At 69.7% G+C, this 24,712-nt stretch carries 23 protein-coding genes; 8 read left to right on the top strand and 15 right to left on the bottom strand.

Annotation, left to right across the window (positions count from 1 at the left end; translation table 11 throughout):
• The first annotated feature begins 119 nt into the window (after positions 1-119).
• Together AB0C16_RS11795 and AB0C16_RS11790 are read left to right on the top strand one after the other, a co-directional pair.
• Positions 120-551 (top strand): MerR family transcriptional regulator, encoded by a 432-nt coding sequence (locus AB0C16_RS11795; RefSeq protein ID WP_357681603.1) that lies wholly within the window; start codon positions 120-122, stop codon positions 549-551.
• A gap of 37 nt (positions 552-588) precedes the next feature.
• Positions 589-1,602, top strand: coding sequence for a BtrH N-terminal domain-containing protein (locus AB0C16_RS11790; protein WP_357681601.1), 1,014 nt, complete (start codon positions 589-591; stop codon positions 1,600-1,602).
• A 193-nt stretch (positions 1,603-1,795) separates the two neighbouring features.
• Here AB0C16_RS11790 and AB0C16_RS11785 read toward each other — a convergent pair whose 3' ends face one another.
• Complete coding sequence (locus AB0C16_RS11785) at positions 1,796-2,683, bottom strand: LysR family transcriptional regulator (RefSeq protein WP_357681599.1); 888 nt, start codon at positions 2,681-2,683, stop codon at positions 1,796-1,798.
• Between the two features lie 120 nt (positions 2,684-2,803).
• On the opposite strand from AB0C16_RS11785, the gene AB0C16_RS11780 reads away from it, so the two are divergent.
• From AB0C16_RS11780 to argG, 4 genes are all read left to right on the top strand, one after another.
• Entirely contained in the window at positions 2,804-3,574 is a 771-nt protein-coding gene (locus AB0C16_RS11780) for an SDR family oxidoreductase (RefSeq protein ID WP_357681597.1), read from the top strand.
• A gap of 341 nt (positions 3,575-3,915) precedes the next feature.
• Complete coding sequence (locus tag AB0C16_RS11775) at positions 3,916-5,145, top strand: serine hydrolase domain-containing protein (RefSeq protein ID WP_357681596.1); 1,230 nt, start codon at positions 3,916-3,918, stop codon at positions 5,143-5,145.
• A 253-nt stretch (positions 5,146-5,398) separates the two neighbouring features.
• Entirely contained in the window at positions 5,399-5,806 is a 408-nt protein-coding gene (locus tag AB0C16_RS11770; RefSeq protein WP_357681594.1) for a hypothetical protein, read from the top strand.
• A gap of 161 nt (positions 5,807-5,967) precedes the next feature.
• Positions 5,968-7,416, top strand: a complete 1,449-nt coding sequence (gene argG / locus AB0C16_RS11765; RefSeq protein ID WP_357681592.1) for an argininosuccinate synthase — start codon at positions 5,968-5,970, stop codon at positions 7,414-7,416.
• 136 nt (positions 7,417-7,552) lie between these two features.
• Here the strand turns inward: argG and AB0C16_RS11760 are convergent, their stop codons facing one another.
• The 6 genes from AB0C16_RS11760 to AB0C16_RS11735 all read right to left on the bottom strand — a co-directional run bounded on the left by AB0C16_RS11760 (position 7,553) and on the right by AB0C16_RS11735 (position 16,107).
• A complete protein-coding gene (locus AB0C16_RS11760; RefSeq protein ID WP_357681590.1) occupies positions 7,553-8,122 on the bottom strand; it encodes an HPP family protein in 570 nt (189 codons plus the stop codon).
• Positions 8,119-8,853, bottom strand: coding sequence for a respiratory nitrate reductase subunit gamma (gene narI / locus AB0C16_RS11755; protein ID WP_357681588.1), 735 nt, complete (start codon positions 8,851-8,853; stop codon positions 8,119-8,121). Before narI ends, AB0C16_RS11760 begins: the two co-directional genes overlap by 4 nt.
• Positions 8,853-9,611: a nitrate reductase molybdenum cofactor assembly chaperone gene (narJ, locus tag AB0C16_RS11750; RefSeq protein ID WP_357681587.1), complete on the bottom strand. Its 759-nt coding sequence runs from the start codon at positions 9,609-9,611 to the stop codon at positions 8,853-8,855. The genes narI and narJ overlap by 1 nt, the downstream gene beginning before the upstream one ends.
• On the bottom strand, positions 9,608-11,374 hold the full coding sequence (gene narH / locus AB0C16_RS11745; protein WP_357681585.1) for a nitrate reductase subunit beta: 1,767 nt from the start codon (positions 11,372-11,374) through the stop codon (positions 9,608-9,610). The genes narJ and narH overlap by 4 nt, the downstream gene beginning before the upstream one ends.
• Positions 11,374-15,084: a nitrate reductase subunit alpha gene (locus AB0C16_RS11740; protein ID WP_357681583.1), complete on the bottom strand. Its 3,711-nt coding sequence runs from the start codon at positions 15,082-15,084 to the stop codon at positions 11,374-11,376. The genes narH and AB0C16_RS11740 overlap by 1 nt, the downstream gene beginning before the upstream one ends.
• A gap of 186 nt (positions 15,085-15,270) precedes the next feature.
• Positions 15,271-16,107 (bottom strand): MarR family transcriptional regulator, encoded by an 837-nt coding sequence (locus AB0C16_RS11735; RefSeq protein ID WP_357681581.1) that lies wholly within the window; start codon positions 16,105-16,107, stop codon positions 15,271-15,273.
• Between the two features lie 130 nt (positions 16,108-16,237).
• Here AB0C16_RS11735 and AB0C16_RS11730 point away from each other — a divergent pair, with 130 nt between their 5' ends.
• A complete protein-coding gene (locus tag AB0C16_RS11730) occupies positions 16,238-16,864 on the top strand; it encodes a hemerythrin domain-containing protein (protein ID WP_357681579.1) in 627 nt (208 codons plus the stop codon).
• Positions 16,865-17,069: 205 nt separating this feature from the next.
• On the top strand, positions 17,070-18,125 hold the full coding sequence (locus AB0C16_RS11725) for an aldo/keto reductase (protein WP_357681577.1): 1,056 nt from the start codon (positions 17,070-17,072) through the stop codon (positions 18,123-18,125).
• Between the two features lie 67 nt (positions 18,126-18,192).
• Here AB0C16_RS11725 and AB0C16_RS11720 read toward each other — a convergent pair whose 3' ends face one another.
• The 8 genes from AB0C16_RS11720 to AB0C16_RS11685 form a co-directional block, all read right to left on the bottom strand.
• Entirely contained in the window at positions 18,193-18,882 is a 690-nt protein-coding gene (locus AB0C16_RS11720; protein WP_357681644.1) for a response regulator transcription factor, read from the bottom strand.
• Positions 18,883-18,902: 20 nt separating this feature from the next.
• A complete protein-coding gene (locus tag AB0C16_RS11715) occupies positions 18,903-19,922 on the bottom strand; it encodes a histidine kinase (RefSeq protein ID WP_357681575.1) in 1,020 nt (339 codons plus the stop codon).
• A gap of 183 nt (positions 19,923-20,105) precedes the next feature.
• Complete coding sequence (locus tag AB0C16_RS11710; RefSeq protein ID WP_357681573.1) at positions 20,106-20,624, bottom strand: DinB family protein; 519 nt, start codon at positions 20,622-20,624, stop codon at positions 20,106-20,108.
• A gap of 77 nt (positions 20,625-20,701) precedes the next feature.
• Positions 20,702-21,967: a DUF6596 domain-containing protein gene (locus AB0C16_RS11705; RefSeq protein WP_357681572.1), complete on the bottom strand. Its 1,266-nt coding sequence runs from the start codon at positions 21,965-21,967 to the stop codon at positions 20,702-20,704.
• 5 nt (positions 21,968-21,972) lie between these two features.
• On the bottom strand, positions 21,973-22,323 hold the full coding sequence (locus tag AB0C16_RS11700; protein ID WP_357681643.1) for a YciI family protein: 351 nt from the start codon (positions 22,321-22,323) through the stop codon (positions 21,973-21,975).
• Positions 22,323-23,054, bottom strand: a complete 732-nt coding sequence (locus AB0C16_RS11695) for an SRPBCC domain-containing protein (RefSeq protein WP_357681570.1) — start codon at positions 23,052-23,054, stop codon at positions 22,323-22,325. The genes AB0C16_RS11700 and AB0C16_RS11695 overlap by 1 nt, the downstream gene beginning before the upstream one ends.
• An 89-nt stretch (positions 23,055-23,143) precedes the next feature.
• Positions 23,144-23,905, bottom strand: a complete 762-nt coding sequence (locus AB0C16_RS11690; RefSeq protein ID WP_357681568.1) for a class I SAM-dependent methyltransferase — start codon at positions 23,903-23,905, stop codon at positions 23,144-23,146.
• 120 nt (positions 23,906-24,025) lie between these two features.
• Positions 24,026-24,580, bottom strand: coding sequence for a MarR family winged helix-turn-helix transcriptional regulator (locus AB0C16_RS11685; protein ID WP_357681566.1), 555 nt, complete (start codon positions 24,578-24,580; stop codon positions 24,026-24,028).
• Positions 24,581-24,712: the final 132 nt, after the last annotated feature.

The raw sequence follows: 24,712 nt of genomic DNA, 5'->3' as shown, positions 1-24,712 counted from the left end.
GCATCGCGCCCCAGCGCGGTGCATCGCCAACCTGCGGCGGCGAAGAGAAGTGGGGCGGCCTTGGGGCCAATGGCTACAGCGTTGGACTCTCCCACCGTGGGAGAGTCCACCATGATGACGTGCAAGACGAACTTCTCACCATCGGGCGCTTCGCCCGCCTGTGCCGGCTCAGCGTCAAGCAGTTGCGGCGCTACGACGAGATGGGGCTATTGGCTCCGGTCCGCGTGGACGCCAGGTCCGGCTACCGCTATTACGCGCCTGAACAGGCACGTGATGCCCTGACCATCGCCCTGCTCCGCGAGATGGATCTTCCCCTGGCTGTGATCGCCCAGGCGCTGGCTGCCCAGCCTGAGTCCAGGGCACAGATCCTGCGCGCTGAGCGGGACCGGCTGGCCGAGCGGATCAGCAGGGACCAGGCACGACTGGAGATGCTGGAAACGCTCTCTTCGCCGCCATCCACGAGCGCGGGCTGCGCCCGCAAGCGCCCGTACGGGAGGCCTATCTCGTCGGGCCGGCAGAGGCACCACAAGAAGAACCGCAAGAAGAACTGATGACCCGGCTGATCATCGCCCTCCAGGAGACCATGGCATGACCACGGTAATAGACATTGATGCCCGCGGTACGCAGCACTGCGAGACGACAGCTCTGGGAGTGCTGCTGCGGCACCAGGGACTCGATCTGTCCGAGCCCATGCTCTTCGGCCTCGGCTCCGGTCTGTCCTTCATCTACTGGGACAGCAAGAACATGGGCTTCCCCTTCCTCGGGGGACGGGTCAAGCCTTTCGACCTCACCAGAAACCTGGCCACCAGACTCGGGCTTGAGCTCCTGGTCCAGGAGACCACCTCCCCCCGCCGGGCTTGGGAAAACGTGGTGGCCTCCATCGACGCCGGCCAGCCCGTCGGACTGCAACTCGACAGCTACTACCTGGACTACTTCGCCTCGAAGGTGCACTTCGGCGGTCATGTCGTCGCCATGTACGGCTACGACGACCACGACGCCTACCTGGTGGACACCGACCAGCAAGGAGGAACGGTATCCACCAGCCTGACCAGCCTCGCCCAGGCCAGAGCCGCACGCGGCCCGATGACCGCCAAGCACCGGTCCTTCACCCTCACCAATCCGAGGAACCTGCCCTCCCCACAGGGCCAGATCATCCCCGCCATCACCGCCTGCGCCGACGCCTTCCTCAACCCGCCCATCACCAACCTCGGCCACCGAGGCATCGAGAAGGCCGGCAAGCTGGTACGCACATGGCTCCAGCGCACCGACAACCCGCAGCGGGACCTACCGCAGGCTGCCCTCTTGATGGAGAAGGCCGGCAACGGCGGCGCCCTGTTCCGTAACCTCTACCGCGACTTCCTCGCCGAATGCATCCAACTGCTCGACAGCAGCCACCTGCGCACCGGCCACAGGTTGTACACCGAGGCAGCCACCCTATGGACGGAAGCCGCAGCACTGATCACAAAAGCCGGCGAATCAGGCAATGCGCAGTGCCTCGTACAGGCGGGCACCATCCTCTGCGATCTTTCACGCATAGAGCGTGAGGCTATGCAGGCGCTGAGCTGCCTGGGGAGTAAAGCCCCAGACGCGATCCAGCCCTGACAGGCTTCAAAAGCCTTCGTTTCCTGAAGATCACCCTGTGGGGCCGCCCGGACCTCATCAACATGGTCGCCATGGTGAACAGGCCCTGCCACGACCCGGGACAACTTTGGTTGACGCCAGCAGTCCGGCGACACCACCGGACGCGGAGCTCCTCACCGTGCGCGACCAACGCGACGTACCCAGGATGCGCGGCTCAGGCGATGAGGGTGCCGATGTCGGCGGCGACTCGGGCGAGGGCCCGGATGAGGTCGTTCTCAGTCTCGGTACGCCACACCAGGGCATACGGCAGGGCGTCGATGTCACTGACGGGCAGGTAGGCGATGTCGGGCCGGCTCCAATAGCGCCTCATGTGGGCGGGGAAGAGGTTGACGAGCTCCCCGGTGCTGGCCAGGGTGAGAACCTCCTCCGTGTTGCGTACCAACGGGCCGCGTTCGATCCGGCGCCCCGAGCGGGTGTGGGACGGGACGTAGCCGTCGGCCCAGTAGTCCGGCGACGCTGGGGAGTTCGCGTGCTGGAAGTCGGCGAGCATCTCCAGTGAGACGGATCCGCGCCGGGTGAGTTCGTGCTCGGCGGCCACGGCCAGCACCCGCGGCTCGGTGAACAGGACCGGGCCCACCGTCAGGTCGGGTTCTTCGACCGGCAGCCAGCAGACCAGGATGTCGAGGTCGCCACGGCGCAACCCGGCGAACGGGTCGACGAAGGAGGCGTGCTGGATCTGCAGCTTCCACTGCGGGTGGCGGGTGCGGAAGGTGTCCCAGTAGGGGCGCAGGTCTTGGACGTTGATAGGGAGCATGCCGACGCGCAGCACGGCGGTGAAGCCCTGGGCGGCGAGCTTGGCGCGGCGCATGCCGTCCTGGAGCCCGGTGTAGACGGGCCAGAGGTCGTCGCGGAGCTGCCGGCCGAGCGGGGTCAGCCGGACCGTGCGGTTGGCGCGCTCGAACAGCGGGGCGCCGATCTGGCGTTCCTGTTTCTTGATGGCCTGGGTGATGCGGGCGGGGGTGACGCGCAGCCGCTCGGCGGTCCGCCCGAAATGCAGCTCTTCGGCCAGGGTCAGGAAGATCTCGATGTCGCGAAGTTCCACGATCCTCCTTCGCGTTAACTCGGAGGTTAATGCGGCGTTGCGTAGGTTGTCGTTGTTTCGGATGGTTGTTCGCGTTGATCCTAGTCACCGGGAGAGTCAGACCACTTCTGGAGTGACGAGATGACGCCTTTGATGAGCAAGACGGCGCTGGTGACCGGGGCTTCGCGGGGGATCGGGCGGGCCATCGCGCGGCGGCTGGCGGCCGACGGGGCGCTGGTGGCCGTGCACTACGGCCACAACGAGACGGCCGCCCGGGAGACCGTGCACCTGATCGAGAAGGACGGCGGCCAGGCCTTCCCGGTACGGGCCGAGCTGGGCGTGCCCGGGGATGTGGACACCCTGTTCGCCGCCCTGGAGGCGGGCCTGCTCGCGTCGACCGGCCAGGTGCGGCTGGACATCCTGGTCAACAACGCCGCCATCACCGCCGACTCGATCGAGACGATCACCCCGGAGGCGTTCGACCGGCTGATCGCCGTCAACACCAAGGCGCCGCTGTTCATCACCCAGCGAGCCCTGCCCCTGCTGAACGACGGCGGCCGCATCATCAACCTGTCAACCGCGGCGACCAGGATCGCAATGCCCGAGCAGCCCTACGCGATGAGCAAAGCCGCCATCGAGGTGCTCAGCCGCTCCCTGGCCCAGCTCGTCGGCGGGCGCGGCATCACGGTCAACGCCGTGGCGCCCGGCCCGACGGTCACCGACATGAACCCGTGGATGCTCGACAACCCGCAGGTCCAGCAGATGGTGGGCAGCGGCAACGCCATCCCCCGGGCCGGCCAGCCCGCCGACATCGCCGACGTGGTCGCCTTCCTGGCCGGCGAGGCGGGCCGCTGGGTGACCGGGCAGATCATCGACGCCTCCGGCGGCTGCTTTCTCGGCCCCCGGATCTGACCTGACAGGCGCCGGGACCGCTCGCCTCCATCTCGCCCCGCAGCGGATCGCACGACCTGGACGCGTTCAACGCCATGGTGGGCGACACGCAGGTGGGTGGGCGTGGGCGAGGCCACCACCAGCACCGCCGAGTTCTACACCCTCAACCACCGACTGCTTCCCGCCGCGTGTCAACTGCGGCGTCAGGACGGCAACGGCCCGGTATCAGAGCGGTCGGCGATGGTGGATGCCGTGACCACGCCGAGCTCACCCCCGACCCGTGCGTCGCTCGTGGAAGCCATGAGCGCCAGGCCGGGACGGGGTCTCGCAGAGATCGAACACTGTATGTAAGGAGATTCATGATGGGAACTGGCAATAGCGGCTTCTCCGCAGCGGGGCTGCGCAGACTGCGTGAGGTGCTGGCGCGGCATGTCGAGTCCGGGAAGATTCCCGGGCTTGTCGCCCTGGTCGGCCGGGGCGGTGAGACGCACGTCGAAGCGATCGGGACGATGCGCCATGACGGTGGCGCGCCGATGCGCCGGGACACGATCTTCCGGATGGCCTCGACGTCCAAGCCGGTCGCGATCGCGGCGGCGATGGTCCTGCTCGACGAGTGCAGGCTGCGGCTGGATGACCTGGTAGAGCCGTGGCTGCCGGAACTCGCTGACCGGCGGGTGCTGAAGCGGATCGACGGCCCGCTGGACGATACCGTGCCGGCGCGGCGGCCGATCACCGTACGGGACCTGCTGACCTCCACGTTCGGGCTCGGCATGGATATGACGTCGCTGGGCACTCCGATCATGGGCGCGATCTTCGAGCAGGGGCTCACGCCCGATCTACCGGAGCCGATGCCCGAGCCGGATGAGTGGATGCGCCGCCTTGGCGCGCTTCCGCTGATGCACCAGCCCGGAGAGCGCTGGCAGTACCACATCAGCAACGATCTGCTCGGCGTGCTCGTCGCCAGGGTCACGGGCCAGTCGTTTGAGACGTTCCTGCGCGAACGCATCTTCGGCCCCCTGGGCATGAAGGACACCGGTTTCCACGTGCCCGCCGGCAAGATCGACCGGCTGCCGACCCTGTACGCCCCCGACCCGCAGACCGGAGAGTTCATCGTGTGGGACGAGGCCGCGGGTGGACGGTGGAGCCAGCCTCCGGCGTTCCAGGGCGGCGGCGGCGGGCTGGTCTCCACCGTCGACGACTACCACGCCTACTTCCGGATGCTGCTGAATCACGGGATGCACGGGGGCGAACGGATCTTGTCCCGGCCCGCCGTCGAGCTGATGACCACCACCCGCCTCACGCCCGAGCAACAAGCCGCCCGACACGCCATGGCCAGCAACAACGTCCATGTGTCATTCGGCCAAGGGCAGCACGGCGGCTGGGGCTTCGGGATGGCGGTGCGCACCTACCGTGGCGACTACGCCTCCATCGGCCAGTTCGGCTGGGACGGCGGAAGCGGCACCTCGACCTACGCCGACCCGGACAACCAGCTCACCGGAATCCTGCTCACCCAGGTCGGAATGTCCACCCCGGATTCGGCGCGGCTTATCCACGACTTCTGGACCACGCTCTACCAGGCGATCGACGACTGACACCGAGCCCGCGCCCGGTAGGCCGCCTCAACCCACGGCACCCAACGGTCAGCCCCTGGCGGCCGAACCGTTGACGTTTTCCGCGCGGGGTTGGACTTGGCCCTGTCTGCCTGAGGCCGGGCCGCCCAAGGGTGAGATCCCCTCGGGCGGCCCGACCTCAGCAATCTAGATACCCCCGGCACCAGCAGGACCGCGTTCCACCATCCGTCCGTTTCAACTGCGTTTCGTAACAGATGTAAAGGAGTACACGACCATGTCCGTCACCCTTTCCGACCAGGACAAGCTCACCCTGCGCACCGCCGCGTACGGCGCCGTCTCGCTGCTGGCCGCCGCTGATGCCGCCGGCAAGCCCCACCGGGCGACCACCGAGGGCTCCATCGCCCTGTCCTCCGCCACCGGGCTGGTCGGGCACGTGCTCGCCGAGTATCCAAAGGACATGAAGCTGGACAGCAAGTCCGTAGCCGCAATCGCCGACCAGGTGCTGCCGGCCCTGACGGCAGCCATGAGCCTGCTCAAGCAGCAGGATCCGGCAGAGGCCGGCAACTTCCGCAGCACCGTCCTCGTTGCCGTCGAAGCGGCCGCCCGGACCCACCAGGGCCAGCCCAGCCCCACCATCGCTGACATGGCCCGCAAGATCACCGCAGCCCTCGACGCCGCTTGACGGAAGGTCGGCCTGCGCAGCCAGCCCCGCGAGGCCGGATCCGGTGTGAGACGGGGAGGCCGGGGAGTGGCGCCGGCCAGGTCAGGGGATCGCGAGGTGTTCGTTCGTGGTTTCCGCAACCTGTTGAATGGACATGCAGTGGTGTGTATATACTTCTACTCGTGTCCAAAGTCCTCAACTCCCTGCCTGTCGGCGAACGCGTCGGCATCGCCTTCTCCGGCGGCCTCGACACCTCGGTAGCGGTCGCGTGGATGCGCGAGAAGGGTGCGGTTCCGTGCACCTACACCGCTGACATCGGCCAGTACGACGAGCCCGACATCGCCTCGGTGCCCAGCCGTGCCACGGCATACGGCGCCGAGGTCGCCCGGCTGGTCGACTGCCGGGCGGCCCTCGTGGAGGAAGGGCTCGCGGCCCTGGCCTGCGGGGCGTTCCACATCCGCTCCGGTGGCCGCGCCTACTTCAACACCACCCCGCTCGGGCGGGCCGTCACGGGCACCCTGCTGGTGCGCGCGATGCTCCAGGACGACGTGCAGATCTGGGGAGACGGCTCCACCTTCAAGGGCAACGACATCGAGCGGTTCTACCGTTACGGCCTGCTGGCCAACCCCTCCCTGCGGATCTACAAGCCGTGGCTGGACGCCGACTTCGTCAGCGAGCTCGGCGGGCGCAGGGAGATGTCGGAGTGGCTGCTCGCCCACGACCTGCCCTATCGCGACAGCACGGAGAAGGCCTACTCCACCGACGCGAACATCTGGGGCGCGACCCACGAGGCCAAGGCGCTCGAGCACCTCGACACGGGCATCGAGATCGTCGAACCGATCATGGGCGTGCGGTTCTGGGATCCCGCCGTCGAGATAGCCGCCGAGGACGTCACGATCGGGTTCGAGCAGGGACGACCGGTGACGATCAACGGCAAGGAGTTCGCCTCCGCCGTCGACCTGGTGCTGGAGGCCAACGCCATCGGCGGCCGGCACGGCATGGGCATGTCCGACCAGATCGAGAACCGGGTCATCGAGGCCAAGAGCCGGGGCGTCTACGAGGCGCCGGGCATGGCGTTGCTGCACGCGTCGTATGAGCGGCTGGTCAATGCGATCCACAACGAGGACACCCTGGCCAGCTATCACAGCGAGGGACGGCGGCTGGGCAGGCTGCTGTACGAAGGCCGCTGGCTCGACCCGCAGGCGCTGATGCTGCGCGAGTCGCTGCAGCGCTGGGTCGGGACCGCGGTCACCGGTGAGGTGACGCTGCGGCTGCGGCGTGGTGACGACTATTCCATCCTGGACACGTCCGGACCGGCGTTCAGCTACCACCCGGACAAGCTCTCGATGGAGCGGACCGAGGACTCCGCCTTCGGGCCGGTCGACCGCATCGGCCAGCTGACCATGCGCAATCTCGATATCGCCGACACTCGTGCCAAGCTGGAGCAGTACGCCGGGCTCGGCCTGGTCGGCAGTTCGCACCCGGCGTTGCTCGGTGTCGCGCAGGCGGCCCCGACCGGGCTGATCGGCGCGATGCGCGAGGGCGGGGCCGAGGCGATCGCCTCCCGCGGAGAGGTTCCCGGCGGCGACGAGCTGCTCGATCACGCCGCGATGGAGTTCGGCACCGACTGACCGGCACCGGCGGAGTGGTCCTCAGGGCGACTCCGCCGGTGATCCGTGGTGTGTCGATGTTCGACACCGCGTCGTGTCCCGGCTCGGCCCAGACACGTGGCAAACGATCACGCGGCGGCCGGAAGTCCGGGAGGTCTCAGTCGGCGCCGGCCGTCGCGTGTTTCCTCCACACCGGATAGGGGAGGCCGGCCATCCGGTTGATGATGAATCCCTGGATGACGATGACGAACACGGCGACCATCATGATGAGCAGATGGGTGGGCGTGCGCAGCAGGCCCAGCGAGACGATCAAGGTGGTGGCGCCGGCCGGGGGATGAGCCGCCTGGAAGATCGGCATCAGCCCACAGGTCAGGCCGAGTGCGATGGCGCAGGCGAGGATCCGCTGGCCGTCGATCTTCTCGAGGTCGGGAGGCACCGAGAGCAGACCGGTTACCGCCAGCGAGAACCACCCGGCGAGCACCCCGATCAGGTGTCCGACCAGGGCGTTGTGCGGGGAGGCCGAGGCCGCCAGCGGCGTGTAGAAGAGCAGGAAGGCCGTGGGGCCCAGCGACGGGAAGACGAACGGGGCATCGGTGTTGTAGGCGATCACTGCCATGAGGCATATCGAGATGAAGCTATTGAGGCCGGTGTAAAGGGAACGCACCAGCCAGGTGGGGTAGCGCTGCTCGAGTGACTCCAGGTGGAAGGCGCCTTTCCGGCGGTTCATACGTCACTTCGCTTCCAGCCTGGCCGGAGCGCCGCGGTGCTGATGTTCTGCGGGTCACGGGCGCGGTAGACGATGTAGGGCCGGAACAGGTACTGCACGGGCGCGGCGAACGCGTGCACCAGCCGGGTGAACGGCAGGATCGCGAAGAGCAGCAGCCCGGAGATCGCGTGGATGCGGTATTCGATCGGGGTGCGTGCCATGAGTGACACCTCTGGCTGGAAGATGAAGAGGCTGCGTACCCAGGGCGAGACATCGACGCGGTAGTTGTAGTTCAGGCGCGCGGCGTTGATCAGCGTGGTGGCCAGTCCGAGAGTCAGGGCGGCGACCAGGAAGATGTACATGATCTTGTCGTTGACGGTGGTCGACAGGAAGACCGGCCCGGTGGTGCGCCGCCGCCAGATGAGCAACACGATGCCGCTGTAGGTGAGCACCCCGGCGGCAATGCCCAGCCAGAGTGCCATGGCGTGGTAGATGCTCTCGTCGACACCGACGACGGCCGTCCAGCTCAGCGGGATGAACAGGCCGAGGATGTGGCCCACCAGCACGATGAGGAGTCCGAAGTGGAACATCGGGCTGCCGATCCGCAGCAGCCGTGACTCGTACAGCTCGGACGAGCGCGTCGTCCAGCCGAACTTGTCGTAGCGGTAGCGCCAGATGAGCCCGGTGATGAGCAGCGCCACGGCGATGTAGGGAAATGCCCCCCACAGGAAGATGTCAGTGGGCGAGGGCATCAGGAACCTTCACGATCGTAGAGGGCGGGGCCTGCCGGCTCCGGCCCGATGCGGACGAGATCACTTGAGACCCCGGAGGTGATGGCGATGGGACTCGACGAGGGGAGGCCGGATGGAGGGAGGCCGATGGTGCCCAGGCCGACCAGCTCCGGGCCGCTGCCGACAGGGCGGCGGGCCAGGCGGGCCGCCTCCTCCCGAGTGCGGGGAGAGGGGCCGGGGAGCGTGCCGCACACCGCTCGCAGCAGGAGCGCGTACGGCGTGGCGGCCCCGATCAGGGCGAACTTCAGCAGTTCCAGCCCGGCCCGGTGTTCCTGGAGCAGCTTCGTGCCGTCGTCCCGCTCCAGCGTCGCGTACTCGAGGACGACGGGCAGGTAGTCGGGCAGTTCGTCACTGCCGGGAGGCGTCAGGCCGTGGTCCCGGTAACGTGCCTTGATCGCGGCCAGCGAGAATCCCCGGCGGCGGGTGTCGCCGTCGGTCCACCACGTCAGGTGCAGCGAGCGGCGGTTGCGGGTGTCGAAGATCGACACGTAGTGCTCCTCGGCCCGCAGGAGCTCCTGGCCGGCCAGATGCTCGGCGAACTCGGCGACGGCGGCCACCTGCGGGCGCGTGCCAGTCTCGGCGAGCGCGGCCCGGATCAGCGGCAACCGGTCGAGCAGCGTCTGGTCGGGGTAGCGCAGGCACAGCCCGGCCGCCCGGCGCACCACGGCCACGCCGTCGGCGGACAGCTCCGCTCGCCGCGACGTCCAGGGCGGCTTCATGACGACTCCCCGCGCTTGCGCCGTTCGCTGATCTCGCCCGGTTCGTTGCCCAGCCCCTCGCCCTTGTCCACCTCACCGCGTCGCGAGCCGTTGTCACCGCCATCGGACTTGTACGGGAAGAGCCCTTCGGGAAGGCCGCGGCCGTCCCAGTTGAGCAGGTTGACCCGGCCCCGGTGGCCGGCGGTCTCGGAGGCGGACTCCGAGGTCTGGCGTTCGCGCAGGCCGTGGAAGGTCTCCACGGACAGGGGCGCCGGGCGGCCGGACGCCTCGCCGAACGGCCCCGATTTCTCGGTGCCTCCCATCCCCGGGCCGCCCTCGTACTCCAGGCTGCAGGTCAACGCGGTCTCCTCCAGAGTCCTTACGTCTCCGGCGGCGGCGGTCGGGATGACATAGCGCTCGTCGTACTTCGCCAGGGCGAGCAGCCGGAACATCCTGTCCAGCTGGTCGACGCTGAAGCCGACCGACGCCGCGATCGCCGGATCGACCTCCTCACCGAGGTTGATCCGGCGCCGGTGGGAGCGCATCGCGGCCAGCCGCCGCAGCGACAGCTCCACAGGGGCCGGGTCACCCGCCGTGAACAGTTCGGCCAGGTAGGAGACGGGGATGCGGAGCGTGTCGATGGCGCCGAACAGGTTCTGGTAGTCCTCCCCGTCGTGTCCCGAGGCGGTGATCGCCTCCACGACGGGGGAGAGCGGAGGGACGTACCAGACCATCGGCAGCGTGCGGTATTCGGGATGCAGCGGCAGCGCCACCCCATAGGTGGCGATCAGGTCGTAGACGGGAGACCGGCGGGCCGCCTGGATCCAGTCGTGCGGGATGCCCGCCCGCTCGGCCGCGAGGCTGACCTGCGGGTCGTGCGGGTTGAGGAAGAGCCCGAGCTGTGCCGGGTAGAGGTCCTGCTCGCGTGGCGTGGCGGCGGCCTCCAGCGCCCGGTCGGCGTCGTAGAGCAGCACGCCGATGTAGCGCAGGCGGCCCACGCAGGTCTCGGAGCAGACGGTGGGCTGGCCGACCTCGATGCGCGGAAAGCAGAACGTGCACTTCTCGGCCTTGCCGGTGCGGTGGTTGAAGTACATCTTCTTGTACGGGCAGCCGGTCACGCACATCCGCCAGCCGCGGCAGCGGTCCTGGTCGACCAGCACGATCCCGTCCTCCACGCGCTTGTACAGCGCGCCGGACGGGCAGGACGCCACGCACGACGGGTTGATGCAGTGCTCGCAGATCCGCGGCAGGTAGAACATGAAGGTCTGCTCGAGCTCCATGCGGACCTTCTCCTGGATCCGCTGGAGGATGACGTCGTCGTCCTTGTGCTGCGGCATGCCGCCCAGGTCGTCGTCCCAGTTGGCCGACCAGGTGATGTTGTCCATCTTCTTCCCGCTGATCAGCGAGCGGGGCGGCGCCACCGGGAAGTCGTCGCCGGCGGGAGCGTCGAACAGGTCGTTGTAGTCGTAGGTCCACGGCTCGTAGTAGTCGCGGATGTTGGGCAGCAGCGGGTTGGCGAAGATGCTCGCCATCCGGCGCAGCCGCCCGCCCGCCTTGGGGACCAGCCGGCCACGCGAGGTCAGTTTCCAGCCGCCGTGCCACCGTTCCTGGTCTTCGTATTGGCGCGGATAGCCCTGCCCGGGGCGTGTCTCGACGTTGTTGAACCACACGTACTCGACCCCGGGCCGGCTCGTCCATGTCTGCTTGCAGGTGACCGAGCAGGTGTGGCACCCGATGCACTTGTCGAGGTTCATCACCATGCAGATCTGGGCCATGACTCGCATCAGTACTCGACCTTCTGCGCGCGCCGCCGGATCACCGTGATCTCGTCACGTTGGGTGCCGACCGGACCGAGGTAGTTGGGGAAGTAGGAGAGCTGGGCGTAACCACCGATGAAATGGGTGGGTTTGAGAAGCACTCGGGTGAGCGAGTTGTGGACACCGCCACGGCGGCCGGTGGTCTCGCTCTTGGGGACCGCGATGACGCGGTCCTGGGCGTGGTGCATGTAGACGGTCCCGGCCGGCATCCGATGGGAGACGATGACCCGGGCGACCACCACGCCGTTGCGGTTGACCGCCTCGATCCAGTCGTTGTCGGCGACGCCGATGGCCTCGGCGTCCTGCGGGCTGATCCAGATGACCTGGCCGCCCCGTGACAGCGACAGCATGATCAGGTTGTCCTGGTACTCCGAGTGGATGGACCACTTGTTGTGCGGCGTGAGGTAGCGGACGGTCACCTCCCGCGCTCCGTCCGAGCCGAGGACGGGCTCTCCGAACAGCCGGTGCATGTTCAGCGGCGGCCGGTAGGTCGGCAGGTTCTCGCCGAGTTCGGTGATCCAGTCGTGGTCGAGGAAGAAGTGCTGGCGCCCGGTGAGGGTGTGCCAGGGTTTGCGCTGCTCGGTGTTGATGGTGAAGGCGCTGTACTGGCGATCGCTGGTCTCGATGCCGGCCCACTCGGGGCTGGTGATGGTGCGCTGCGGATGTGCCTGGGTGTCGGCGTACCTGATGCGGCGGTCGGCGTCGCCGCGGGCGAGCTCGGCCAGGCCGGCGCCGGTGCCCACCTGCCGGGCCAGGGTCTGGAATCCCTGGTCGGCGAGGTTCCCGTTGGTCGAGCCGGACAGGGCCAGGATCGCCTCGCACGCCTTCTTCCCGGTGTCGATCAGCGGCTGGCCGTCGGCGGGGCCGCCGCGTGCGACGCCGTTCATCGCGGCCAGCTCGCTGACCTCGGCGTCCACCCGGTAGGTGACTCCCTTGCAGGGCAGGCCCTTGGACTTGGCGAGCGGGCCGAGGGCACGCATCTGAGCGGCGATCGCCGTGTAGTCCCGTTCGACGATGGTCAGGCTGGGCATCGTCCGGCCCGGAACCGGTGTCGACCCGTCGGCCCGCCAGTCCTGGGCGGCGCCGGCCGGGTTGCCCAGCTCGCCGGGGGTGTCGTGGTTGAAGGGCGTGGCCACCAGGTCGTGCCGGGTGGCCAGATGCCGGGTGGCCAGCTCGGAGAAGACGTCGGCTATGTCGTTGAAGACCTCGAAGTCGGTGCGGGCCTGCCAGGGCGGCTCGATGGCCGGGTTGAACGAATGCACGAACGGGTGCATGTCGGTGGCGTTCAGGTCGTGCTTCTCGTACCACGTCGCGGCGGGCAGGACGATGTCCGACAGCAGGGTCGTGGAGGTCATCCGGAAGTCCAGGGAGAGCAGCAGGTCGAGCTTGCCCTCGGGGGCCGGTTCGCGCCACCGCACGTCGCGCGGCCGGACGTCTTCGGCTGCCTCGGTGGCCCGCAGGTTGTTGTGCGTGCCCAGCAGGTGACGCTGGAAGTACTCGGCGCCCTTGCCGGAGGAGCCCAGCAGGTTGGCTCGCCAGGTGATGAGGATGCGGGGCCAGTTGTCTGGATGGTCCGGGTCCTCGACGGCGAAGCTCAGCCGGTTGGCCGCCAGTTCGGCGGCGATGTGCTCGCCCGGGTCGCGGCCGGAGGCGCGGGCCTCGTCGGCCAGGTCCAGCGGGTTGCGGTTGAAGGTGGGGTAGGAGGGCATCCAGCCGAGCCGGGCCGACTGCGCCATGATGTCCACGGCGGCCATCCCGGCGAAGTGCCCCCGCCCGAGCGGCGAGGCCAGGGCGTCGGCGTGGAAGTGGTCGTAACGCCACTGGTCGGTGTTGAGGAAGAAGAAGCCGGCGCCGATCATCTGCCGGCTCGGCCGCTTCCAGTCGGAGGCGGTGGCCAGCGTGGTCCATCCGTTGAGCGGGCGGCACTTCTCCTGGCCGACGTAGTGCGCCCAGCCGCCGCCGTTGCGTCCCACGCAGCCGGTGATCAGCAGCAGGGTGATGAAGTTGCGGTACGTGGTCTCCGAATGGAACCAGTGGTTGGTGCCCGCGCCCATGAGGATCATGCAACGGCCGTTGGTGGCCTCGGCGGTCAGGGCGAACTCACGGGCGGTCCGGATGGCGGCGGCGGCCGGCACCGAGGTGATCGTCTCCTGCCAGGCCGGAGTGCCGGGGGCCGACGCGTCGTCGTAGCCGGACGGCCAGTTGCCGGGCAGTCCGTCCCTGCCGACGCCGTAACGGGCCAGCATCAGGTCGAAGACGGTGGTGACCAGCGGCCCGCCGGGGGTCAGCCGTCTCGCCGGGACACCGCGCCGCAGCACCGCCCCCGAGCCGTCGGCGGTGTCGAACCGGGGCAGCAGCAGCTCCGCGCCGACCGTGTCGGGGGTGCCGTGCAGGGTGAGCTGGGGCACCACGTCGCCGAGGTCCAGGTTCCAGTGTCCCGCCTCCTGCGACCAGCGGTCGGCGACGGTTCCGCGAGGGACGACCACGTCGCCGGTGGCCGAGTCGAGCATCACGGTGCGCCATTCGGCGTTCTCGGCCGCGGCGTGCGCGCCGCCGAGGTCGCCGGCACGCAGGAACCGTCCCGGAACGTACGCGCCGTCCTTCTCCTCCAGTCGCACGAGGAACGGCATGTCGGTGAAGCGGCGCACGTAGTCGGTGAAGTACGGCACCTGCCTGTCGACGAAGTACTCCCGCAGCATCACGTGCCCCATCGCGTGGGCCAGGGCGCCGTCGGTGCCGGGATGGGGATGCAGCCAGTCGTCGGCGAACTTGCTGTTGTCGGCGTAGTCGGGGGAGACCACGACCACCTTCTGGCCGTTGTAGCGGGCCTCGGTCATCCAGTGCGCGTCGGGTGTGCGGGTCACGGGGACGTTGGAGCCCCACATCATCAGGTAGGCCGCGTCCCACCAGTCGCCGGACACCGGCACGTCGGTCTGGTCGCCGAACACCTGGGGGGAGGCGACCGGCAGGTCGGCGTACCAGTCGTAGAACGACAGCGCCTGGCCGCCGATCAGCGCCAGGAACCGGGTGCCGATCGCGTGGGACAGCATCGACTGGCCGGGGATGGGGGTGAACCCCGCGATCCGGTCGGGGCCGTGCTCCTTGATGGTGTGCACATGGGCGGCGGCGATCATCTCCAGCGCCTCGTCCCAGGTGGTGCGCACCAGCCCGCCCTTGCCGCGCGCCTGCTGGTAGCGGCGTCGCCGCTCCGGGTCGCCCACGACGTCGGCCCACGCGAGGACCGGGTCGCCGAGCCGCTTCCTGGCCTCGCGGTACATCTCCACCAGCACGCCGCGCGCGTACGGGTAGCGCACCCGGGTGGGGTGGTAGGTGTACCAGGAGAACGCCGCTCCGCGCGGGCAGCCCCGGGGCTCGTACTCGGGACGGTCGGGGCCCGCCGTCGGATAGTCGATCTCCTGGGTCTCCCAGGTGATGATGCCGTCCTTGACGTACACCTTCCACGAGCACGAGCCCGTGCAGTTCACTCCGTGTGTGGACCGCACGATCTTGTCGTGCGCCCAGCGGTCGCGGTAGAAGACCTCTCCCGTGCGCCCGCCACGGTAGGAGACATCCCTCAGGTCTCCGGAGTAGATGCCCCGGCTGAAGAAATGCCCGATCTGCAGGAGGGCCGTCGCCGCCCCCTCCTTTGGTTCCTCAGCCGTTCGATCGTTGACCATGTCGTCTATCTACCAACGGCGGCGGCGGACAAGCGGCCACGATGCTATACGTAGAGTAATCTCTCCATATCGGAGAGTTAGCACATCTCGCCGCCGGCCATGCCGAAATCGGTCACGCTCCTCCATTTCCTCCCGTCAGCGGAGCGACGGGCCGAAGGGGGCCGACGCGACGGGCGGAGGCGCTTCTCACCCCTCGGGCAGGAGCCTGGCGAGCAGGGCGCGCAGCTCGCGTTCGCCGTCGGCACCGAGGACGTCGAGCACCTCGGCCTGCAGGCGGCCCAGCGCGTCGTGGACCACGACGAGGCGCTGCCGGCCGAGGTCGGTGAGCTCCAGGGCGTAGCGGCGGCGGTCGTGTGGGTCGCGGCCGCGGGCGACGAGCCCGAGCTGAACCAGCTCGTCGACCACCTGGGCGGCGGCGGGCTCGGTGATGTCGAGGCGCTGGGCGAACTGCTGCTGGGGGCACGGGCCCAGCTCGTCGATCGCCGTCAGCGAACCGAAGTGCCGGGTGCGCAGCCCCACGCCGGACAGCAGCGCGTCGCCCATGCGGCGCAGGCGATAGTGGGCCTGGGCGACCAGGAAGGCGGTGGTCTGGAGCGGCTCGGGCTCGGGGAGCAGGAGACTCAGCAACTCGTTGAGGCGCCGCCGCTCGGCCGGTGTGAGGGAGGCGGTGATGCGGGCGTCACGCTCGGCGACCGCCTGGCGCATGGCGTCTCTGGCCCGGCGGCCCTCGTCGGTGATCGACAGCACGTAGGAGCGCCGGTTGGCCGGGTTGCGGGTGCGGGTCACGTAGCCGGCGTCCTGCAACCGGTCGACCAGCCGCACCATGATCGTCCGGTTGATGCCGAGCCGCTCGGCCAGCTCGTGCTGGGAGTCGGCGTCCTGGTCGGCGAGGGTGTCGAGGACGACGTAGTCGCGAGCCTGCGGGTCGTCTCGCACGGCCGCGGCGGTGAACCGGGAGTAGACCCGGCGCAGCAGCCTGCCGACGGGCTCGTGCGTCGCCGTCGTGGCCGGCCTGTCCTCCACTGATCCACCTCCGCCCGGCAGCTTACCCAGGTCCACGATGGTTAAGCAGTTAAATAGTTTGCATGTTGACAGTTATTAGGTGGATGGTTAGCGTGATTGACGTCGCCTTCACCCTCTAGGGAGACAAGCCATGACCTTCACACTCGACATGACGATGATGTTCGCGATGCACGACGCCCTCCGGCGCGAGCTGGAGCGCATCGCCCGGGTCGCCGCCCGGACCGGCGACGACCCCCGGCGGGTGCTGCGGACCGCCGCCGGCTGGGAGCTGTTCAAGACCTTCCTGCAGGTCCACCACACGTCCGAGGACATCGCGCTGTGGCCCGTCATGCGGCGCGAGCTGGCCGACCGCCCCGCCGACCTCGCCCTGCTGGACGCCATGGAGGCCGAGCACGCCGCCATCGACCCCCTGCTGGCCGGCGTCGACGCCGCGCTGGCCGACCGCGACCACGGCGCCGACCGGCTCGGCGGACTGGTCGACGCCCTGGCCACCGGCCTGGGTGACCACCTGCGCCACGAGGAGGCCGAGGGCCTCGCGCTGATCGACGCCACCCTGACCGGCCCGCAGTGGCAGCGCTTCGGCGAGGTGCACCGCGACCGGATCGGCGGCAACCTGACCCGCTACCTGCCATGGCTGCTCGACGACGCCGACCCCCGCGCGGCCGCGCTCATCCTCGACCGGATGCCGCCCCCGCTGGTGGCCGCCTACCACGACGAGTGGCGCCCCGCCTACGCCGGCCTCCGCCTCTACTCCTGAAAGAGCCACCCGTGTCCGTGCACCACGAAGTCCGCGCAACCCCGGGCGCACCCGCAGGCGGGCGGCCCGCCACCACCGGCATGGCCTGGTGACCATCTGAATCGCCGCGGCGATCAGCCGGTGGGCGGAACGGCACCGGGCGCCGGCGGGCGAGGACCGTACTCGGCTTGACCTGGAGTCGGCTCCAGCACCTAGGGTGCCGTGCATGACCATGCGCTACCGCGTCCTCGGCCGCACCGGCATCGAGGTGAGCGTCCACTGTCTGGGCACCATGATGTTCGGCGCCGTCGGCAACCCCGACCACGACGACTGCGCCCGCATCATCCATGCGGCCCTCGACCAGGGCGTCAACTTCGTCGACACCGCCGACATGTACTCCGCCGGCGAGTCGGAGGAGATCGTCGGCAAGGCCCTCAAGGGGCGCCGTGACGACGTGGTGCTCGCCACCAAGGTGCACTTCCCGATGGGGGAGGGCCGCAACCGGGGCGGCAACTCGCGGCGCTGGATCCTCAGGGAGGTCGAGGAGAGCCTGCGGCGGTTGCGGACCGACTGGATCGACCTCTACCAGATCCACCGCCCCGACGAGTCGACCGACATCGAGGAGACACTGTCGGTGCTGGGCGATCTCGTCACCCAGGGGAAGATCCGCGCCTTCGGCTGCTCGACCTTCCCGGCCGAGGACATCGTGGAGGCGCACCACGTCGCCGAGCGGCGCGGCCTGCGGCGCTTCAGGACCGAGCAGCCGCCCTACTCACTGCTCGCGCGGGGAATCGAGTCCTCCGTGCTGCCAGTCTGCGAGCGCCTCGGGATGGGGGTGCTGACCTGGGGACCGCTCGCCTCGGGGTTCCTGTCCGGCCGATTCCGCCGGGGCCGGCCCGCCGACCTGACGACCGGCCGTGCCGCGCTCACCCCGGGGCGCTTCGATCCCTCGATCCCGGCGAACGTGGCCAAGCTGGAGGCCGTCGAGGAGCTCGTCGAGCTGGCGACGGAGATCGGGTGCACGCTGCCTGAGCTGGCGGTGGCCTTCGCCGCCGCGCATCCGGCGGTCACCTCGGTGATCATCGGGCCGCGGACCATGGAGCAGTTGGAGGACCTCCTGAAGGGCGCGTCGCTCACCCTGGACGACGCGTCCCTCGACCGGATCGACGAGATCGTGCCGCCCGGGTCCAACCTTTACAATCCGGACGGCGCCTGGCGCCCGCCGGCCCTGACCGACCCCGCGCGCCGGCGCCGCCCCCTCACGGACCGCCCTGCGGGGTAGCCGGCCGGACGACGCGCCGGAGCGGCTGCTCGGCTGCTCGGCTGCTCGGCTGAAGGGCTGAACGGCGTCAGGGTTCGACCAGGCCGGCCCGGATGGCGTGCCGGGTCAGTTCGAGGCGGTCGCGCAGGCCGAGCTTGCCGAGCACGTTGGCCCGGTGCCGGTCGACGGTCTTGACGCTGATCACCAGGAGGTCGGCGATCTCTTTGGAGGAGTGCCCTTCGGCGATGAGCTTGACGATCTCCTCCTCGCGCGGGGTCAGCAGGCTGTCCGGGACACTCTCGCCCTGCTGATGGCGTTGCAGGTAGTCGCGGATGAGGGCGGTGATCGCCCCCGGGTAGAGGAACGGCTCGCCGCGCATCGCGGCCCGGCACGCCTCCAGCAGGTCACGGTCGGCGACCGACTTCAGCACGTAGCCGGAGGCGCCCGCCTTCAGCGACTCGAAGAAGTACTGCTCGTTGTCGTACATCGACAGCATGAGCAGCCGGATGCCGGGCGCCCGCCGGGAGATCTCGCGGGCCGCCTGGATGCCGGTCAGGCGCGGCATGGCGATGTCGAGGATGGCCAGATCGACCTCGATGCCGGAGCGGGTGGCGATCTCGATGGCCTCGGCCCCGTCTCCCGCCTCGGCCACCACCGTCAGGTCGGGCTCGGCGTCGAGGATCAGCCGCAGCCCGTGACGGACCAGCGCGTGATCATCGGCGAGCAGGATCCGGGTCTGCTGCCGCTCCGTGCTCACTCTCTTCTCGCCCACGCTCATCTCGCCCACGCTCGTCTCGCTCACTCTCGCTCCTTCGTGACCGGTACGGCCAGGCGAACCTGGAGCCCGCCACCCGGCGCTTCCTCTACGGTCAGGTGGGCACCGATGAGCATGGCCCGCTCGCGCATGCCGCGGACGCCGGCGCCCTCGCGGATCGGCCCGCCGTCGCCGTCGTCGGTGATGCGCAGCACCACGTCGCCGTCCTCGGCGCTGAGCGACAGCTCCACCTGAGAGGCGTGGGCGTGGCGGGCGATGTTGGTCAGGCCCTCCTGCGCGATGCGGTAGATCACCAGCTCGACCTCGCCGCTCACCTCGGGCAGCCGCGGGTCGAACACGCGAGCCACCGGCACGCCGCTCATCTGGGAGAAGTCACTGGCCAGGGCGCTCATGGCGCTGAGCAGTCCGAGGTCCTCCAGCACGCCGGGCCGCAGCCTCCGGGCGACCTGGCGCACCTCGTCGAGGCTGGTGCGGACCGTCTCCTGCACGGTGTGCAACTCCTCGCGCAGGTCGTCAGGGGCTCGGTCGACGGCGCGCTTGAGGCCGAGCAGGACGACGGTGAGGCTCTGGCCGATCTCGTCGTGCAGTTCGCGGGCGATGCGCTGGCGTTCGGCCTCCTGCGCGGCCAGGGTGTGGGCGGTGCTGGCGCTGCGTTCGGCCTCCAGCCGGTCCAGCATGGAGTTGAACGTGGCGATGAGGGTGGTCAGGTCGCCGTTGCCGTTGTGTGCTATCCGGTCGCTGTGGCGCAGCAGGTCGACCCGCTCCATCAGGGTGGTGAGCGCGCCGAGCGGGGCGAGGCTGTTGCGCAGCACGAACGCGTTGGCCATGAGCATCAGGGCCAGTCCGATGACCAGGATCGGCACCTCGGTGAGCAGCACCGGGGAGGAGACCGTCGCCGGCGACAGCGCCAGCACGGTCAGCCCCACGGTGAACAGCAGGCCGTTCATCACCACGATCCGCCAGAACAAGGCCGAGGCAGGCGTGCGCGCGAGCCGGCTCGCGCGGGCCCCAAGCCTCGTGCGCCTGTTCGCTGGTGCGGTCATGTCTCCAGCCTCACCGCTGGTGGTGGCTTTTGTCCATGCGGGGCACCCCGCATTGCGCGCCGCTGCGACGCGGTGGCTCAGGCGCCGTCTACATGGCGTTCACCAGCGCATATGGGTGGCAGACCCGATGGCGGGCCGAGAACGCCCGGCACGAGACCGATCGAACTCACCGGGCGCGGTGATTCAGGCTCCCGTCACACCGTCGACGCACTGCCGCACCAGGTCGGCGTGCCCGTTGTGCCGGGCGTATTCGGCGATCATGTGGTTGAACACCAGCCGCAGCGAGTACGTGTCGCCGTCGGGCCGGACGAACGTGGCGTCGAGCGACGCGCCGTCCACGGCCTGACGGGCCAGTTCCTGCTCCTCGAGCAACCGCGCGTAGTCGGCCTCGGCCCGAGCCGGGTCGAGGTCCTCGAAGTCGGCGTCGGGCCGCTCCGGGGTCGAGTACAGCCTGGCGATCGGCTCCCCGCGGAAGAACTGCCGGAACCAGATCCGCTCCACCTTCGACATGTGCCGGATCAGCCCCAGCAGCGACAGGTTGGACCGCGCGATGGGGGCCAGGGCGAGTTGCTCGCCGGTGAGCCCGGCGCACTTGTACAGCAGCGTCGAACGATGCCAGTCGAGCAGGCCGCGCAACATCTCGGGCTCGGGCGCGACCAGCGACGCACCGGCCCGGGTCACCTCGGGAGCCGTCCACATCATCCGGACATGATGCCACGAAACGGATGTCCGTACGCAGCTCGCGATCTCCACCGCCCGTTCAGCCGAGCACCGGCCGCTCAGCCCGGCTCGGCGCCTCGGCCGGGAACGGCAGACCTGATGCGGCCGGTCAGGAACTCCTGTTCGGCGGCGTTGTCACTGAGGGCCAGGGCCTCCCGGTAGGCCCGGACGGCCTCCGCGTCGCGGCCGAGCCGGTGCAGCAGGTCGGCCTTGGTCGCGGGCAGGTAGCGGTATCCGGCCAGGCGGCCCTCGCTCTCCAGCGCCTCGACCTCGGCCAGCGCGGCCGAGGGCCCGTCGACCATGGCCAGGGCCACCGCCCGGTTGAGCGCGACGACGGGCGACGGCCAGATCCGCAGCAACTCCCCGTACAGAGTGAGGATCTGCGGCCAGTCGGTCTCGGCGTAGGTGGGCGCCTGCGCGTGCAGGGCGGCGATCGCCGCCTGCAGCGTGAAGCGCCCGGGCGGACCGGCGGTGAGCGCGGCCACCACGAGCCGGTCGGCCTCGGCGATCAGCTCGCGATCCCACGCGGAGCGGTCCTGCTCCTCCAGGCGGAGCAGCCGCCCGTGCGCGTCGGTGCGGGTGGCCCGGCGCGCGTGGTGGGACAGCAGCAGCGCCAGCAGCCCGGCGGTCTCGCGGTCGGCCGGCAGCAGCAGGCGCAGCATCTGGGCCAGGTCGAGCGCGCGGCCGGTGAGCTCGTCCCGGACGAGCCGCTCGCCCGAGTACGCGGTGTGGCCGGTGGCGTAGAGCAGGTGGACGACGGTCAGCACCGAGTCGACGCGCCGGGGGAGCTCGCCGGGAGCGGGCACGGCGTAGGGGATGCGGGCGACCGCGATCTTCTTCTTGGCCCGGGTCAGCCGGGCGGCCATCGTCGATTCGCCGACCAGGAAGGCCCGCGCGATGTCCGGCGTCGCCACCCCGCACACCAGCCGCAGCGTGAGCGCGACCCGCGCCTCCTCGGCCAGCGCCGGATGGCAGCAGGTGAAGATCAGCCGCAGCCGGTCGTCGGGGATCGCGTCCCGCCCGGACGGCCCGGCCTGCCCGGACGGCTCGGCGTCCTCGGGCTGCACCAGCAGCGGCAGCTTGGCGTGCAGCGTCCGGTCGCGGCGCGTCAAGTTGAGGGCGTTGCGCCGCGCGACCGTCGTCAGCCACGCGCCGGGCCGCTCGGGCACCCCGTCGCGGGTCCAGGTGGTCAGCGCCCTGACGTAGGCGTCCTGCACCGCCTCCTCGGCGGTGTCGAGGTCGCGCGTGACGCGCACCGTCGCGGCGAGCACGTAGGCCCACTCGCGACGGTGCGCGTCGGCGACCGCCTGCTCCACCGGGCTCACGCGGCTCAGTCGCCCGCCACGGTCTCGAAGCCGATCAGCGGCCTGACCTCGACGCCGCCGCTGACGATGGGCGTCATCCGGGCCAGCGCCAGCGCGTGGTCGAGGTCGCGCGCCTCCAGCACGAAGACGCCGGCCAGCGCCTCCTTGGTCTCGATGAACGGGCCGTCCGTGATCAGGTCGCCCCGGATCGCGGTGGCCGTGGCGGACGGCTCCAGCGCCAGCCCCGCGACGACGCGCCCGCCCTGCTCGGCGATCCGACCGTGCAGCCGCTCGTGGGCCTCCATGATCTCCGGCGGCAGGTCGGCCACGCCGCCGGGCGTCTCGCGCTCGAAGATGAGCACCGCGTACTGGGGCATCACGCCGCCTCCTTCGCGAACACGCCGTCCAGCCAGGCGCTCCAGGCCCGGGTGAGTCCGGCCTCGTCGGCGCCCGCGGCGAACAGGTGGTGCGCCACACCGACCGGCCACCCCCACACATCGCGGCCGTAGAAGCGGTAGAGGGCGTCGTCGCCGCGCACGCCGAGGAAGGCGGAGGTGAGGTAGTCGACCACGCCGTCGATCGGCTCCAGCCCGGCCGGCGCCAGCCGCACCCTGTCGCCGATGGCGACGTCCTCCGGCACGCCCAGCGCCCGGCGCAGCTCCGCGAAGCCGCCCTTGGCGGACGACTCCGGCGCCTCGGCGCTCACGTAGGCCGCGTCACGCCCGGAGAAGTGGCGCAGATACTCGCCGAGCGAATGGTAGTAGAACGCGGTGTGCCGCCGGCAAGCGTCGACCTCCTGCTCGTGGTTCTCGGCCGTCGTGCCGCGGTGCCGGTAGCGCAGGAAGGCGCCGCCCGGGCTCGGCTCCAGCACGTAGTCGAGCTCGTTGGACCCGTCGGCCGAACGCGTGGTGAAGTGGCCCGGCGGATCCCAGACGGTGACCGTGCCACCGCTCGTGAGGCCGCGTTCGGCGCCGCCGGCCCACGGCTCGTAGTCGATCTTCCAGTACCAGCCGGTGGTGTGGACGGTGAACGCGTCCCACACCTCTCGGGGCGTGGCGGGCAGCTCACCCTCCCACCGCACTTCGAACTGCTCGGATATCTCGGACATGTCGTACGCCTCCATGCTTGGTCGTAGCGAACCCCTTCTCATCTACGACACACGGGCACGGCCGGAATCGACAACGGCGCGAAATCAGATCACATTCTCTTGGTGACGCGGATCTTCGACTGCTTGTGGGGCAGCCGCTCCCAGTCGTCCATGAAGACGGCGTCCAGGCCGTGCCGGTCGGCCATGGCCACGAGCGTCTCGGTCCGGTAGTAGAAGTCCTCGCGCAGCACCTGGTGTTCCTTGCCCTCGGTGCGGTCGAAGGTGAAGTCGAACCATCCGCCCGCGCGCAGGACGCGCCCGACGTGGGCGAAGCACTCCTCGATGACCTCCGGCGGCGAGTGCGAGAAGACGCTGTGGGCGTGCACGACGTCGAAGTGGTCGTCGGGCAGGAACGCGAAGCGCAGGTCGCGCACCGGGGTCAGGTGGGGCAGCTTGTCGCGCAGGCCGTGCTCGACGAGTGTGTCCTGGGCGGCGATGAGGATGTCGGGCGAGATGTCGATGCCGTAGTAGTTGCCGTGATCGAGGTAGTCGATGAACAACCGGCCGGCGCGCAGGTTGCCGCAGCCGATCTCGAGCATCCGGAACTCCGGCTTGAGACCGTGTTCGCGCAGGTAGTCGAACTGCATCCGCCCGAGCGCCAGCCAGCGCCTGTGGGTGTGGGAGCCCACCGCGCCCTCGGGACTGCGGGCGGCGTCGGATTTCATCACGGCCCGGTAGTAGGCGACGTGGTCGCGGGTGCGCAGCCGCAGCCAGGTGTCACGGGTCAGCCGCCGCAGATGCGGCACGATCTTGCCGGGGTGGCGCAGCGCGTAGCCGGCCTGGTGGACGAGGCTGGAACGGGTACGAGACATGGACGAGACCACCAGACTTGGGAACACGGGGACTTTCTCGACCGTAGACACCGTCCCGCGGGCGCTCAATCGCTTTCCGCGAGCGTCCGGTAAAAAAATCTTGACGCGGACCCGGTGTGGTCAATGTCGGGCTGAGTGCCGGGGGCGTGACGGGGTGCGGTCCAGCTCGGCCACGAGCTCACAGGCGCTCTCGACGGGGTCGAGGGTGTGGGCCCGGACGGCCAGCTTCCGCAGGAGCTCGCGGAACAGGGGTCGCTCGGCCGCCTCCAGCGGGGCGAGGACGTGCTCCTCGGCGTGTTCGAGCCGGGAGCGCAGGCTCGCCCAGGTGGCCCTGCCCTCGGCGGTGGCCAGCACCCGCTTGTTGCGGCGGTCGGCCGGATCGGGGCGGCGCTCGACCAGGCCGGCCCGCTCGAGGTCGTCGACGAGGTAGGTCATGACCGTCTTGTCGATGCCGAGCCGCTGCGCCAGCGCGCCCTGCCCGCCGGACAGCTCCTGGGCGGCTGCGGCCAGCACCTGGTAGCCGCGGGCGCCACCGGGCAACTCGCTGACCAGCGCGTCGGCGGTGCGGATGTAGGCGCGGAAGACGACTCCGAGGGCCCAGCCGAGGTCGCAGTCGAGCGCGTCGGGCACGGCGTCGGGCACGGCGTCCGGCTTCGTGTGTGAGGTCTCGGACATGCCCTCACCCTACCCCGACAAGCAGCCAAACAGACCATCGGTTTGACCATTCGTCTGTTTCACATAGCATTCACGGTGCGGTCCCCTCCGGGCCGCGGTTGCCCTCACCTGGTGGCCACCCCCACACGAAGG

This window comes from Nonomuraea sp. NPDC048916 (assembly GCF_040649575.1).
GTDB lineage: Bacteria > Actinomycetota > Actinomycetes > Streptosporangiales > Streptosporangiaceae > Nonomuraea.
The sequence above is the reverse complement of the archived record's forward strand: the minus strand, read 5'-3'. Positions and strand labels throughout refer to the sequence as shown.